This window comes from Luteibacter sp. SVR4-7G, assembly GCF_056755555.1.
Map to the genome: position 1 here is coordinate 54,861 of NZ_JBPGXO010000015.1, position 14,386 is coordinate 69,246.

Consider the following 14,386-nt stretch of genomic DNA (forward strand, 5'->3'; position numbering starts at 1 on the left):
GCGCTTGCGCGCCGCTCCGCTTGAGCTCAAGTGTTCTTACGGTTCGGCCCGCCGGAAACTGGCGCGATATTGGGCCGGCGTCACACCCATACGCGCGTGGAAGACGATCCTCATCCGGTCCGCCGATCCGAACCCGCATTCGGCAGCGACGGCCTTCAGCGGCCGGTCGCTTCCTTCCAGCAACCGGCGCGCCGCATCGACACGCGCGCGCTCGATGAATTCGCGCGGTGTAGTCCCGGTCGCCTGCACGAAATGCCGGGCGAGGTTCCGGGGGCTCATGCCGACGACAGCCGCAAGCGACTCCACGGTATGGCAGCGTCCAAGGTTGGCCATGACGTAGTCCTGCACCCGTGCGATGGGCGATTCCTGATCCGCAGGTGCTGTGAGATAAGGACTGAACTGCGATTGCCCACCCTGGCGCTGGGCAACCACGACCAGCTGCCTGGCGACCTTGAGCGCCGTTTCGGCGCCATGCCGCTGCCCGACAAGCGCCAGGCCAAGATCTATCCCCGCAGTCACACCAGCCGCGGTGATCAGACGTCCATCCCGGATATAGATCGCATCCGCTTCGACTTTCGCTTTTGGGAACCGGGCCGCCAATGCCTGTGCATCCTGCCAGTGGGTCGTGACGCGCCGGTCGTCCAGGAGGCCGGCGTAGCCGAGGACAAACGCGCCGGTGCAGATCGATCCATAGATGCCCGAGCGCCACGGCAGCTGCTTGACCCATTCGACCAGGGACGGTTCGGGCTCCGCTTCCGGCGTCGCGGCGCCGGCAATCAGAACGATGTCGAAGCGGGCAGCCGCCTCCTCCAATGTCAGGTCGGCCAGCATGCGAATGCCACTGGACGCGCGCAACGGATAGCGGTGCGCGGCGACCAGCACGGTTTCATAGCGGTCGGCCCTGTCGAGGAACGTGTTCGCCTCGGCGAACACGTCCATGGGTCCCGCGACGTCGAGGGCCTGAACGCCCTCTTGTATGACGATCGCAATTTCTTGTACCGGCACCGCTTACCGCCTCTCCAGCCAAGCCATCCATTATGCGGGCGACGCCACCTCGGTCTTGACTGGAACAACGTTATGGTTGAGCCGGAACATGTTGGTGGGATCGTAGGTGTGCTTGATGGACGCCAGCCGCGCATACCGGGCCGCGCCGTAAATCGCCGCTGCGTCGCCCGCCTCATCCGGTGCGAGGTTGTTCGCGTACCGCCGGTCGCCCTGCCAGGGCTGCATGCCGTCGAGCAGACCGGCGACCGACTGCTTGAGCTGCTGCTCCTGCGACAGCGGACCGGCCGCGACGCCGAGCAGGCTGTACGGCAAGCCGCGGGTAGCCACGGCGTTGGGCACGGCCGGCTCGCGGTCCCACGCTCCGCCCAGCGCCCGCAACTCGGCGATCGTCAGGTCGGTTTCTGCGTCGGGGCCGACGAGCTCGACCAGCTTGTCCTGCGCCTCCGAGGGAAAGGCGCGGAGCATGATGCCCCGCTCGTAATAAGGCACGGGGTCGGTAGGCTCGTTATGGATCGACGCGACTTCCGTGTACGGCATGTCCCGCAGCGTATCCAGGACGGCCGGCGCTATCGCGCGCAGCGGCTCCACCATCCGCTCGCCGTCCGCGGTCGTGCCGTTATAGGCGATCCGCAGCGACACCAGGAACTTCCCGCGCAGGAGCTCGGGCACTTCCGGCATCGACGGCATCCGCAACACGGCGATCGACGTGACCATGGTTTCCGGGGTGCCAGGATGCCAGGCGGCCCAGGCTCGCAACACGTCGCGCGTCCGCTCACCGGGAAAGTAGATGGCGCCGCCGTAAAGCCGGGACACCGGGAACAGGTCGAATTCAAGCGCAGTGACCACGCCGAAGTTGCCCTTGCCGCCACGCAACGCCCAGAACAGGTCGGGTTCGGATTCCGCGTCGACATGCCGCAGTCTGCCGTCCGCGGTTACCACCTCGAGCGAGCGCACATGGTCGGCGGCGTAGCCTTGGGAGCGGCCGAGGGTGGGGCTGAGACCCCCGCCCAGGGTGTAGCCGGAGACGCCCACGGTGGGGTTCGATCCGCTGAGCGGGGCCAGCCCGGACTCGGCCGCCTTCGCGATGACCTCCGACCACAGCACTCCGGCTCCGACCCGGGCCGTGCGCCTGCCGGCGTCGATCGTTATGTCGTTCATTCGATGGGTCGCGATCATGACGGCGCCGCTTGCGGAACCGACGACCTGGTGGCCGGTGGTCTTCACCAGGACTGGCCGCCGTTGCCGCGCCGCGAAGGTGACGGCTGCCTGGACATCGGCCGCGCTCTCCGGCGCCACGATCAGTGCGGGCACCAGCGCGTGATTCAGATTGAAGACGACGCGTTCGTCGTCGTATCCCGCATCGCCCGGGAGCAGGACCGAACCCGCCACCATGGCGGCGAGGGGCGCCGCCTCCTCGGGCGATACCGGCGGCAGGGATGAATCGTGCAAAGCGGCGAAGGGTGACGATGGATGGCGCATGGATCGTTGCTCCCGGGCGAGATAGGACGACTTGTCCTGATGTCGCAACAGGATCCCGCACCGGACGACGCACGCGGTCCTGCGAATCAGGACAGTCGTACGTCGTTCTCGTCACTCACCAGCGGATCGATCGAGCAGATCTTCAGGAAGCGCGCAAGGCGCGCTCCTGCACGCGCGTCTTAACCGCCGACTTCGCGCATCCACGCGTCCATGCCACCTTCGACATTGAACAGCTGCGTGAACCCGTGCGCCGCGAAGCGCTCCGCGGCTGCGCGGCTGGAGACGCCGACGTTGCAGATGAAGGCGATCGGCGTGTCCTTGGGCAACTGGGCCAGGCCTTCGTAACCTTCGTTCTCGAGGATGCGCGCGCCGTCGATCGGCGCGACGAGCGCGCGGTTGTGCGCGGGGCGGGTATCGACCAGCACCACGTCGCCGGCATCGAGCTTCGCCTTCAGTTCCTGCACGCCGATGGAGCCGATGTCGACGGCACCCGGGAACTTGAGGCTGAGGCCTTCGCCCTGCACCGTGGACACCCAGTCGATCACGATGCCCTTGGCACGCGCCGCGCTGCCCGGGTCGAAGTGCACTTCGATGCCGCTGGCGACGGTGACGATGTCGTGGTCGCCGGCCGGAGCGAGCTGGAAGCCGGCGCTGTGGTCGGGACCGATTTCCAGGTGCAGAGCCATGCCCTGCGCGTTGGCCATGCCGCCGCGGATGGCCTCGGCGGCCTTCTCGGTGATGGTGATCTCGGGGGGCGTACGATCCGGTGCCGGGGCGCCGAACAAGGTGTAAAGCTCACCGCTGGTGTACATCTGGCGGATGATGTCCGAGCCGCCGATCAGCTCGCCCTTCACGTAGAGCTGCGGAATGGTCGGCCACTGGCCGTATTCCTTGATGCCCTCGCGGATTTCCGGGTCTTCCAGCACGTTCACCGTGTGGTAGGTCGGAACTACGTCGTTCAGGGTGTTGATCGCCGCGGCGGAGAAACCGCACATCGGCTGCTGGCGCGTCCCCTTCATGAACAGCACGACGTCGTGCTGGCCGAGGAGGGATTCGATGCGCTCGCGGGTGGGTATATCGAGGGCCATGGGGTCACCGCGGGGAGGAAAGGGAGCCATTTTACCGGCATCCCTCGCACATGGGCCCATTCCCTGCGGATTCAACCTGCCACGGGGACCTCGACGCCGCGCAGCCCCGACAGGTCGGCCCGGCAGTCCGCCAGCGGGGCGAAGCCCAGCACGGCCTCCGGCGAGGGCAGCACGGTTTCGCGGCTGGCGCGCCCCAGCGGCGTGATCCGGTCGGTCCAGTGGATGAGCTCCATGGCGCCCGTGAAGTCTTCGACCAGGGCCGTGCAGTGTTCCACCCAGTCGCCGTCGTTCAGGTAGAGAACGCCTTCCATGGGCCGCACGTGGCCGAAATGAATGTGGCCGCAGATATGCCCGTCGAGCCCGCGCTCGCTGGCGTCGCGCGCCACGCGCCGCTCGTAGTCGCGGATATAGGCGAGGGCGGCTCCGAGGTGCGACTTCAGGATGATCGACAGCGGCAGGTAGGGCAGTTCCAGGCGCGTGCGCACGGCATGCACGCGGCGATTGGCCCAGCAGATGAAGCGGTGCAGGGTGTCGCCGAGCCAGGCAATCCAGCGCCGGCCGACATGCTCCGGATCGAATTCGTCGCCGTGGCTCACCCGGTAGCGGCGCCCATCGGCACCTTCGTGGATGGCGTCCAGTTCCACGCGGATGCCCGCGATGCTGGAGCCCACCAGGCCGCGCATCTGGAAGTCGTGGTTGCCGGGAATGTAGACGACTTCGACGCCGCGGGCGGCGATCGAAACCAGTTCCGCGAGCACGGCGGTATGGTCCGCATGCCACCAATGGCGCTTCGCCAGGGCTTCCAGGTCGACGATGTCGCCGACGAGGTAGAGCCGCTCGCAGTCGAGGCTGCGAAGGAAGTCGAGCAGGTATGCAGCCTTGCAATCGGGCGTGCCGAGGTGCACGTCGGAGATGAAGGCGCTGCGGCAGGTGAGCTTCGCCATGGCATCGGTTCCCGGGTTGTCCCGGGTAGCCAGTCTCGGGCCGGGAGGTAACCGGGCCATGGCGGGGGTATTGCAAAGTTATTGCGGTCCGGAACCCCGGCCCGTTGTTGTAGGAGCGCGCCTGCGCGCGACATGTTTTGAGGCCGTGAGTAACAGGGCCTGCTGCTCTTCGCGAAAAGATGTCGCGCGCAGGCGCGCTCCTACAGGTCGGGGCGGGGGGCCAGAGCGGCCTCGGCTTCGGGGAGGATGACGTCCACCCAGGTTGCATACTGCGCCGCCGAGGGATGCAGGCCGTCGTCCACCAGCATGCCGGGCTTTGCGCCGGCCTCTCGCGAGGCCGGCGTCACGTCCACCCAGCGCGCGTGCACCCGCAGGGTTTCGTCGCGGGCGATGGCATTGAAGGTGTCGATGGCCCGCGCAATCGCGGCGCGGTCGCGTCCTTCGGCGAAGGCGGTCACGCCCCAGTCCGGGATGGAGACGACCACCACGCGGCGGGCATCGCCGGCCAGGCCGGCGGCGCGCCGGAGCAGGGCGAGGAATTGTTCGCGGTACTCGGCGGCAGGCCGTTCGCGGTACTGGTTGTTCACGCCGATCAGCAGCGTGACCAGTCCGTAGCCGGGACCCAGCGCGGCGGCATCCATCGCCGACGAGAGTTCGTCCGTGGTCCAGCCGGTAGTGGCGACGATGCGCGGCGCGTCCACGAGGATGCCGCGTTCGCGCAGGCGCGTGGCGAGCTGCACCGGCCAGCGGCCTTCCTCCGCGACGCCTTCGCCGATGGTGTATGAGTCGCCCAGGGCGAGGAACGCCGTTGCAGCCATGCGCTCAGGCCACCGCGCTGGCGGCCGGCATCGCTTCCGCGGCCATGCGGCCGAGGACCCGGTCGATGCGGGCGAACACCTCGGTCAACTGCGCGGGCTCGGGCAGCAGGGTGAGGCGCAGGTGGCGGCTCGCCGACAGGTTGAAGCTGGTGCCGGGAACGAGGAGCACGTTTTCCTCCTCCAGCAGGCGCAGCGCGAAGGCAGTGTCGTCGAAGGACGCGATGGCATCCGCGCGCACCTGCGGGAACGCGTAGATGGCGCCGCCCGGCGCCACCACGTCGAGGAACGGGCTGGCCGCCACGCCTTCGAGGACGATGCGGCGGGCCTCGTGCAGGCGTCCGCCCGGCGAAGTGAGCTCGCCGATCGTGGGCTTGTCGAGCAGCGCCGGGCGCACGGCCCATTGCGCGGTGACGTTGGCGCACAGGCGCAGCGCGGCGAGCAGCTGCAGCGCGTCGCGGTACTCGGCCGTGCGGCGGGGATCGCCGGAAAGGCTCATCCAGCCCACGCGGTAGCCGCAGGCACGATGCACTTTCGACAGGCCGCCGAAGCTCACGCAGGGATGGTCGCCCGCGATGGCGGCAAGAGGCTGGAACGGCACGCCGTCGTACACGATCTCATCGTAGATCTCATCGCAGAGCAGGAGCAGGCCGTGCCGCCGTGCGACGTCCACGATGCGTTCCAGCAAGGCCCGGGGATAGACCGCACCGGTGGGATTGTTCGGATTGATGAGCACGAGCGCGCGCGTGCGCGGCGACACCAGGGCGTCGATCTCGTCCGGATCGGGCAGGTGGCCGTTCGCGGCGAGGCAGCGGTAGTAACGCGGGCTGCCGTCGTTGAGGATGGTGGCGGCGCTCCACAGCGGATAGTCCGGACTGGGAAGCAGCACCTCGTCGCCCGGCTGGAGCAGCGCGCGCAGTGAAATGTCGATGAGTTCGCTGACGCCGTTGCCGATGAACACGCGCTCCATGTCCACGCCGACGGCGCCACGGCCCCGCTGCTGGGCGACGATGGCTTCGCGGGCCTCTTCCAGGCCCTGTTCGTGACCGTAAGCCTCGCTGTCGGCCAGGTGCGCGCCGATGGCCTCGCGCAGGTGCGGCGGGGTCGTGAACCCGTAGCGCCCGGGATTGCCGATATTGAGCTTGATGATCGGCTGGCCGGCCGCTTCCATGTCGCGCGCGCGGCGGGTGAGGGCGCCGCGGATTTCGTAACGCACTTCCGCCAGGTGCGCGCTGGGCTTGATGGGTGACACGTGCTGCGTCCAATGGCTGCGCCGGGCGTTTCCGGCGGTCATGTCTCGATCCTAGCAGCGTCCTACGGAGCCCGCGAGCGGGCATAATCGCGCCATGACCGACACCCCGGACCTGGCGCGCCTGCGCCATATCGGCTGGCGCGACGCTGCCTTGCCTGACGATCCACGCCGCCTCGCGCGGGTGGTGGCGCAGCATCGCGCGGGTTACGAAGTGCACGACGGCTCGTCCGCGTTCAACGCCCAGCCCGCCGGACCCTTCCTCAAGCGCGGCCTGGACCCGTCCCTGCGTCCCGCGGTGGGCGACTTCGTATTCCTCGACCATGCCAGCCACCCGGTGATCGAAACGGTGCTTCCGCGCCGCTCCGTGCTCACCCGCGCCGCGGCGGGAGAGCGCTACGAGCGCCAGATCATCGCGACGAACATCGACTACGTGCTGGTGCTCACCGGGCTGGACGGCGACTTCAATCCCTCGCGCATCGAGCGGTACCTCACCCTCGTCGAAGGTTCCGGCGCACGCCCGGTCGTGCTGCTGGGCAAGGCCGACACCGGCGTGGACGTCGAGAGCGCGATCGCCGGGCTGGTTTCCCGGCTGCCCGCGGACGCGGCGGTGCACGCGATCAATGCGAAGGACCCGGCCACGGTCGACCTCCTGGCGCCTTATCTCGGTCCCGGCATGAGCGCGGTGCTGGTCGGCTCCTCCGGGGCCGGCAAGTCCACGCTGACGAACACGTTGCTGGGCGAAGAGCGCATGGCTACCGGTGCGGTGCGCACCCACGACAGCCGCGGCCGGCACACCACCACCCATCGCGCGCTGCTGAGCCTGCCGTCCGGCGGATGCCTGATCGACACGCCGGGCATGCGCGAACTCAAGCTCACCGGCGAGGAGAATCTCGACCTCTTCGCCGATATCGAGGTACTGGCCGCCCAATGCCGTTTCGCGGATTGCAGCCACGGCAACGAGCCGGGCTGTGCGATCCAGGCCGCGCTCGCCTCCGGTGAACTTTCGCCGCAGCGCTGGCGCAATTACCTCAAGCTGCACGACGAGCGTGAAGAACAGGCGGCGACGCTCGAGGCCCGCCTGAAGAAGAAGTCCGGCCCGAAGACGGGCGCCAGGCCGCGCCGTGGCGACTGGTCCCGCGACGACGACTGATCCCGCGGCCTGACGCCGCTCGCGCCGCCGCCCGACATACGCGGCTGTGAATCGTGATTAACGTGCCTTGCTCCTGTCGCAGAGCGAGGACTGGCCATGGTCACCAAGACGTACGGACGCAGCGCGCTGGCGCTCGGGCTTGCCGCTGTACTCGCCGCGCCATCGCAGGCGAAGCCCGAGCCCGCAAGGCTTGTCGTCGAGCAAGGCATGGCGGAGGTGCTCGAATCGGGCGAGATCCTGCAGGCCGCGGGTCCGGGCACGATAGCTGCGCGCGTCGATCCGCGAGGCACGCTTGACGCGGAAGACGCGAGTTTCAGCAACGAGGGTGACGGTACGCGCAGCGCGCGTGCCTACGGTGTCTTCGTCGCCAGTGGCGCTGGCCTTTCGCTCGCCGATAGCCGCGTCGCAGTGAAAGGGGCCTGGGGCGTCGGCATCCAGGCCCAGGACGGGGCGGAGCTCGCGCTGAGCGGAACACAGGTAGCCACGGAGGGCGAGGCGGGCATCGGTATGGTCGTGCAGCGCAGGGGACAGGTATCGCTCGCCGGCACGCGCGTGGAGTCTCTTGGAGCCCATGCCATTGCTCTGCTTGCGACCGGTACCTCCAGCATTACAGTCACGCACAGCAAGGTGCTCGCGGGAGGTGGCGGCGCCACCGCGCTCGCCATCGACAGCGGCGATGTGCACCTGCGCGACAGCACCCTGCAATCGCCCCAGGGCTATGCCATCTCGACGCGTTTCCGCCACGAGAGCTCCGCGCGCGTGCTTCTGGAGAATTCCGGAGTGCGCGGGCGGATCGAAAGCGGCGGACCCGGATTGTGGCTCCAGGCTAGCGGAAGCCATATCGACGGCGACGCCGTGCGGGCAGGGCAGGGCGATCTGGCCATGCATCTTGCCGGCGGTACCTGGCGAGGTCGCGCCGACCGCCTGACGGCGCTGTCGCTGACCCATGCCGCATGGACGCCGACGGGCGACAGCGATGTAAGCGATGTCCGGCTCGAGCCGGGCGGCCGTATCGACTTCGACCGTTCACAAGCGGGGTTCCGCACGCTTCGTGCCGGCAGCTGGCATGCGGACGCCGATGCCGCAGGCGTCTCTCTGGGCACGCGCTTCGACGAAGGCGGCCCATTGCGGGCACAGGCGACGGATCGTCTGCTCGTTCATCGCGATGCCGCCGGGCGTACCGCGCTGCACGTCACCAACGTCGGCGGCGACGGCGGTTCCACGGCCGGACGCGATGGAACGAACGGTCCTGGGGACGGTATCAGCGTCGTGCAGGTCGGTGGCGCTGCGAGTGCCGAATCCTTCCGCCTCGCCGGCGACTATGTGGCAGTAGGCCCGTGGCAATACCGGTTATCGGCTTACGAACCAGGCCGCAGCGATCCTTCACAGCGACTGGTCGAAGGCGAAGGTGAGGATTTCTGGGACTTCCGCCTGCAGAGCGTGCGTGCAAGCGATGCGGTACCGCGCGCCGCCCTCGTGCCGCAGGTGCCAGCCTATCTCGTGCTCGCCCATGCCTTGTTCGGCTACGGCCGGTCGGCAATGGATGCCCTGCGGCCCGTCGGGTCCGGTTCTCCGCGGGAACCGGCATTGCGCGTGCGCACCTTCGGCGGCGACGTCCGGTATCGCAGCAGTCTCGCCCAGCCGTCGTACCGAATTGACTACGCGCGACGCGATCGCGGCCTGCAGGTCGCGGGCGACATGATCGTCCAGGCCATCGGCGAAACGACACTGCGTACCGGCGTGGCCATCGCCGTGGGCCGTTCGCGTGTGTCGCCACGTGCCGCCGACGGACAAAGCGACGCGCGCGCGGATGGGCGTGGCCTGGCCTGGCATGCGGTGCTGACGACGGAAAGCGGATGGGAACTGGCGTCCTCCTATGCCTTCACGCATTACCGAATCGACGTGCATACGCCGGCGCGTGGCGAAGTGCTTCCGCGTCTTCGCGCGAATGCGAACGAAGCGTCGATCGACACTACGTTCCGCTGGCGGCCGTCGCCACGGCTGCTCATGGAACCGGGTGCCTCGATCCTGTGGCAGCGACTCCGCTTCAGCAGTGCGCGCGACCGGGATGGGATCGATCTGGGGGCGGGTTCGCCGCGACGGGTGACGACGCGCGTGGGCGCCCGCGCCTCGCTGCTGTTCCAACCCGCGAGGAAAACGCTCATGGCCTGGTCGCCGTATCTGGACCTTCGCTACGCCATCGCACGCGACAGCGGCTCGTCGCTATGGGCATCGGGCGAGCGGCTGCCTGCCGGCCGCGCCGGCCGTTCCCTCGAGCTCGCCGCCGGAGCGGCGTTCGACCTCGGCAGGCATTGGCATGCGTCGGCCGATGCCACGGCGCGCCTGCGCAGGGGCCGCGGCGGCGAATCCGGCCGCACGCTGCGGTTGGGCGCGGCACGGACCTTCTAGGTGTGAGCTTGTAAAGGACGCTTGACACGGCGGCGGAGAGCCTGCAGGATGGTGTCAAGCGTGCTTGACACCATCCGTCAGCACGCATTGCCCAGGGGTGGCCATGCGCGCCGTACACAAGCGTTACTTGCGTGAATTTTTTCCGGCGATGCTCGCTTACGTGCTGCTGGTCTTCCTGTCGGTGCACTGGCTCAAGACGCTCGAGGGCGGCTTGCCACGCACGAGCGTCACCCTGTTGCCCGTGCTGCCGATCGCCTTTGTCATCCGCGCGATGGTGCGGGTAATCCGCGACCAGGACGAATTCGAGCGGCGCATCGACCTGGAAGCCATCGCCATCGGTGGCGCGATCGGCGGTTTCGGCTTCTTTACGTACGGCATGCTGCTCAACGCGAAGGTGATCCCGCCCACGACGGCCGAGTCCGTCGCGATATGGGTCCTGCCGGTGCTGCTCGGGTGCTTCGGCGTCGTGAAGTGCGCCGTCCGGCTGTACTACCGCGCACGATGAACAACCGCGTCCGCGAACTGCGTACCTTGCTGGGCTGGTCCCAGGCCGACCTGGGCGAAAAGCTCGACGTTTCCCGGCAGACGGTGAACGCGATCGAGACGGGCAAATACGATCCCAGCCTGCCGCTCGCCTTCAAGATCGCGAAGCTGTTCGAACTGCCCATCGAAGCCATCTTCAGTCCCGGGGGACAGGAATGAAACGAGCACCACGCATAGTCGTCGCCGTTGCCATCGTCGCCGCCGTCCTGGCCGGAAGGCATTGGACGCGGCACGATGCCGGGGAACCGGCCGGGGCCACACCGCCGGCGGCGACGAAGACGGCGCCGCCCCGTGTATGGAAACTCGGCACGCTGGAACTGAAGCCCTGCGAATTGCCGCAGCCGCATTCGGGGCTGTCCACCGCGGCCTGGTGCGCGCCGTTCCAGGTACCGGAAGACCGCGCTCACCCCGAGGGGAGGAAGATTTCCTTGCGTCTGGCGGTGGTGCGCAGCAGCGCTCAGGTGCCCGCGAGCGACATGGTCGCCTTCATCGCGGGCGGGCCCGGCCAGTCCGCGACGGAAAGCTATCCGGCCATCGCGCCGGCGCTGGCGCCGTTGCTGTCGCAACGCAACCTGCTGCTGCTCGACCAGCGCGGCACGGGCGGGTCGCATCCGCTGAGTTGCCGAGACGACGAACCCGCTGCGCCCGGCGGCATGGAGGACGAAACGGGATTCGACGCCGGCGCGGTGCGCAAGGAGACCCTCGCCTGCCTCGACCGGCTCTCGAAGGATGCCGACGTGCGCTTCTATACGACCACCGATGCCGTGGCCGATCTCGAAGACGTGCGCCGCGCCCTCGGCTCGCCGAAGTTCGACCTGTTCGGCGTCTCGTACGGCACGCGCGTGGCGCAGCAGTACGCGATGCGCCATCCCGACGGCTTGCGCACGCTGATCCTGGACGGCATCGCCCCGAACAGCCTCGTGCTTGGCGAGGACTTCGCGATGAACCTCGACGCCGCTCTCAAGGCGCAATTCGCCCGCTGCCATGCCGACGAGGCCTGCCGTACGCGCTACAGCGATCCCTACCAGACGCTCTACCAGTTGCGTGACGCGCTGCGTGCCAATCCGCACAAGGTAAGTTTCCGCGACCCGCAGAACTACGCCTCGGTGCAGCGCGTGCTCAGCGAATACTCGCTGGCCACGGTGGTGCGGATGTTCGCCTACTCGCCGGAAACCGCGGCGCTGCTGCCCCTGTCGATCGATGCCGCGGCGCATGGCGACGTCGGCCCGCTGCTTGGCCAGGCCAAGCTGCTCACCGGCGACCTGGGCGACACCATGGACGGCGGCATGCAGTACTCGGTGATCTGCAGCGAGGATGCCGGCCTGCTGCGTCCGCGACCGGAGGACAAGGACACCATTCTGGGCGATACGATGATCCAGGCCTTCGGCGCGGCTTGCTCGGTGTGGCCGCATGGCACGCGCCCGGCGGACTTCCGCCAGCCGCTGAAGAGCGACGTGCCCGCACTGCTGATGTCGGGCGAGTTCGATCCGGTCACGCCGCCCCGTTACGGCGAGGAAGTGCTGAAGGGCCTCCCCAATGGCCGCCACCTCGTCCTGAAGGGGCAGGGGCACAACGTGGTGGCGCGCGGCTGCATGCCGCGCCTGCTGGACCGGTTCATCGACAAGGCCGATGCGAAGGGGCTCGATGCGAGCTGCCTGGAGCGCCTCTCGCCCTTGCCTGTCTTCATCGGATTCAACGGAGCGACCCCATGATCGAGGTGAAGGATCTGCACAAGGCCTTCGGCGACGTGCACGCCGTCAACGGCGTGAGCTTCACCGCGCGGGACGGCGAGATCACCGGCCTGCTCGGCCCCAACGGCGCGGGCAAGACCACCACGCTGCGCATGCTCTACACCCTGATGACGCCGGATGCGGGGCAGGTGCTCGTCGATGGCGTGGATGCGGCAACCGATCCGCTGGCGGTGCGTCGCCAGCTGGGTGTGCTGCCCGATGCGCGCGGCCTGTACAAGCGGCTGACCGCCGCGGAGAACATCGATTACTTCGGGCGGCTGCAGGGCGTGCCGGAGGACCTCCTGCGCGAGCGCCGCGAGCTCCTCATCGATGCGCTGGAGATGCGCGACATCGCCGGCCGGCGCACGGAAGGTTTCTCGCAGGGCCAGCGGGTGAAGACGGCAATCGCCCGCGCGCTCGTGCACGACCCGCGCAACGTGCTGCTCGACGAACCGACCAACGGGCTCGACGTGATGGCCACCCGCGCGATGCGCCACTTCATGCGCCGGCTGAAGGACGAAGGGCGCTGCGTGCTGTTCTCCAGCCACATCATGCAGGAGGTGGCGGCACTCTGCGACCGCATCGTGGTGATCGCGCATGGCCGCGTGGTCGCAGACGAGACGCCCGCGGCTCTCCTTGCCCAGACGGGCCAGGCCAGCCTCGAGGACGCCTTCGTGAGCATCATCGGCACCGACGAGGGACTCGCCGCATGAAAGCGTTCAGCACCGTTTACTGGAAGGAAGTGCGCGAGAACCTTCGCGACCGCCGCACCCTCGTCAACGCACTGGTGACAGGACCGCTGCTGGGACCGGTGATGTTCATCATGCTGATGAACATCATGATCAATCAGCAGCTGGAGAAGTCGGACCGGCCGCTGTCCGTGCCGGTCATCGGAGCGGAACTCGCGCCGAACCTCGTGGGCGCACTGAAGAGCGCGGGCATCGATGCTGCGCCAGCGCTGGCCGACCCTGAAACGGCAGTGCGCGAGCAACGCGCCGACGTGGTCGTGCGCATCTCGCCCGAATACGCGAAGGCCTGGAGCAGGGGCCAAGCCGTGCAGGTGGAGCTGATCTACGACTCGTCGCGTCGCGATGCGTCCACGCCGGTGATGCGCGTGCGCAACCTCGTCGAGGGCTACGGGAAACGCGAGGGCGCGATGCGCCTCATCGCGCGCGGCCTGTCGCCGACCACCGCGTGGCCGGTGCAGGTGGCCGAGCGCGACCAGGCCAGCTCGCAGTCGCGTTCCGCGCTGATGTTCTCGTTCCTGCCGTATTTCTTCGTGCTCACCGTATTCCTCGGCGGCATGTATCTCGCCATCGACCTCACCGCCGGCGAGCGGGAAAGGCAGTCGCTCGAGCCGCTGTTCGTGAATCCCGTGCCGCGCTGGAAGATCCTCGCCGGCAAGCTGGCCGCGATCTGCACCTTCTCCATCGTCAGCCTGCTGCTCAGCGTGGCCGCCTTCGCCACCGCGCCCTGGTTCATCCCCACCGACAAGCTGGGCATCGCGTTGGACCTCGGCCTGCGTTTCGGCGCGCAGGTGGTGCTGCTGATGCTGCCGCTGATCCTCCTTCTCGCCGCGCTGCAGTCGCTGGTGTCCGCCTTCGCGAAGAGCTATCGCGAGGCGCAGACCTACCTGTCGGTCCTCATGATCATCCCGATCCTGCCAAGTGCGTTGCTGTCGGTGATTCCGGTGCGCGCCGAGCCGTGGATGTACGCGGTGCCCTTGCTCGGGCAGAACCTCGGCATCGTGCAGTTGCTGCGTGGCGACGGCGTGCCCGCGTGGCAGATGGGTCTCTGCCTCGCCGGCGGATTCGCGGCGGCGCTACTGGCGGTGTGGGCGACGGCGTGGATGTACCGCGCGGAACGCCTGGCCATTTCCGGCTGACCCGACCGCGTGGATGTAGGAGCGCGCCTGCGCGCGACAGCTTTTCGCGAGACGCAACAGGCCGTGTTGCTCACGGCCTCAAAAGA

13 protein-coding genes are annotated in these 14,386 nt (G+C 68.2%); 7 read left to right on the forward strand and 6 right to left on the reverse strand.

All coding sequences use genetic code 11. The features are described 5' to 3' along the window. Window positions 1-36 precede the first annotated feature (36 nt). The 6 genes from ACR9ZH_RS07890 to ACR9ZH_RS07915 all read right to left on the reverse strand — a co-directional run bounded on the left by ACR9ZH_RS07890 (window position 37) and on the right by ACR9ZH_RS07915 (window position 6,625). The gene (locus tag ACR9ZH_RS07890) at window positions 37-1,005 is read right to left on the reverse strand and encodes a GlxA family transcriptional regulator (protein WP_481290206.1); all 969 of its coding nucleotides are present in this window, start codon (window positions 1,003-1,005) and stop codon (window positions 37-39) included. 30 nt (window positions 1,006-1,035) lie between these two features. Beyond that, complete coding sequence (locus ACR9ZH_RS07895) at window positions 1,036-2,484, reverse strand: FAD-binding oxidoreductase (RefSeq protein WP_481290207.1); 1,449 nt, start codon at window positions 2,482-2,484, stop codon at window positions 1,036-1,038. A 179-nt stretch (window positions 2,485-2,663) separates the two neighbouring features. Continuing rightward, complete coding sequence (grxD, locus tag ACR9ZH_RS07900) at window positions 2,664-3,572, reverse strand: Grx4 family monothiol glutaredoxin (protein ID WP_481290208.1); 909 nt, start codon at window positions 3,570-3,572, stop codon at window positions 2,664-2,666. A 71-nt stretch (window positions 3,573-3,643) separates the two neighbouring features. Beyond that, a complete protein-coding gene (locus tag ACR9ZH_RS07905; RefSeq protein WP_481290209.1) occupies window positions 3,644-4,516 on the reverse strand; it encodes a UDP-2,3-diacylglucosamine diphosphatase in 873 nt (290 codons plus the stop codon). Window positions 4,517-4,716: 200 nt separating this feature from the next. After that, a complete protein-coding gene (locus ACR9ZH_RS07910) occupies window positions 4,717-5,334 on the reverse strand; it encodes an SGNH/GDSL hydrolase family protein (protein ID WP_481290210.1) in 618 nt (205 codons plus the stop codon). Window positions 5,335-5,338: 4 nt separating this feature from the next. Then, a complete protein-coding gene (locus tag ACR9ZH_RS07915; protein ID WP_481290211.1) occupies window positions 5,339-6,625 on the reverse strand; it encodes an aminotransferase class I/II-fold pyridoxal phosphate-dependent enzyme in 1,287 nt (428 codons plus the stop codon). 52 nt (window positions 6,626-6,677) lie between these two features. Here ACR9ZH_RS07915 and rsgA point away from each other — a divergent pair, with 52 nt between their 5' ends. From rsgA to ACR9ZH_RS07950, 7 genes are all read left to right on the forward strand, one after another. Further along, entirely contained in the window at window positions 6,678-7,733 is a 1,056-nt protein-coding gene (rsgA, locus tag ACR9ZH_RS07920) for a ribosome small subunit-dependent GTPase A (protein WP_481290212.1), read from the forward strand. 96 nt (window positions 7,734-7,829) lie between these two features. Further along, a complete protein-coding gene (locus tag ACR9ZH_RS07925) occupies window positions 7,830-10,142 on the forward strand; it encodes an autotransporter outer membrane beta-barrel domain-containing protein (RefSeq protein ID WP_481290213.1) in 2,313 nt (770 codons plus the stop codon). Window positions 10,143-10,245: 103 nt separating this feature from the next. After that, entirely contained in the window at window positions 10,246-10,647 is a 402-nt protein-coding gene (locus tag ACR9ZH_RS07930) for a hypothetical protein (RefSeq protein ID WP_481290214.1), read from the forward strand. After that, complete coding sequence (locus ACR9ZH_RS07935; protein WP_481290215.1) at window positions 10,644-10,844, forward strand: helix-turn-helix transcriptional regulator; 201 nt, start codon at window positions 10,644-10,646, stop codon at window positions 10,842-10,844. The genes ACR9ZH_RS07930 and ACR9ZH_RS07935 overlap by 4 nt, the downstream gene beginning before the upstream one ends. Next, entirely contained in the window at window positions 10,841-12,397 is a 1,557-nt protein-coding gene (locus ACR9ZH_RS07940) for an alpha/beta hydrolase (RefSeq protein WP_481290216.1), read from the forward strand. The genes ACR9ZH_RS07935 and ACR9ZH_RS07940 overlap by 4 nt, the downstream gene beginning before the upstream one ends. Next, entirely contained in the window at window positions 12,394-13,128 is a 735-nt protein-coding gene (locus ACR9ZH_RS07945; RefSeq protein WP_481290217.1) for an ABC transporter ATP-binding protein, read from the forward strand. The genes ACR9ZH_RS07940 and ACR9ZH_RS07945 overlap by 4 nt, the downstream gene beginning before the upstream one ends. Next, complete coding sequence (locus ACR9ZH_RS07950; protein WP_481290218.1) at window positions 13,125-14,300, forward strand: ABC transporter permease; 1,176 nt, start codon at window positions 13,125-13,127, stop codon at window positions 14,298-14,300. Before ACR9ZH_RS07945 ends, ACR9ZH_RS07950 begins: the two co-directional genes overlap by 4 nt. Window positions 14,301-14,386: the final 86 nt, after the last annotated feature.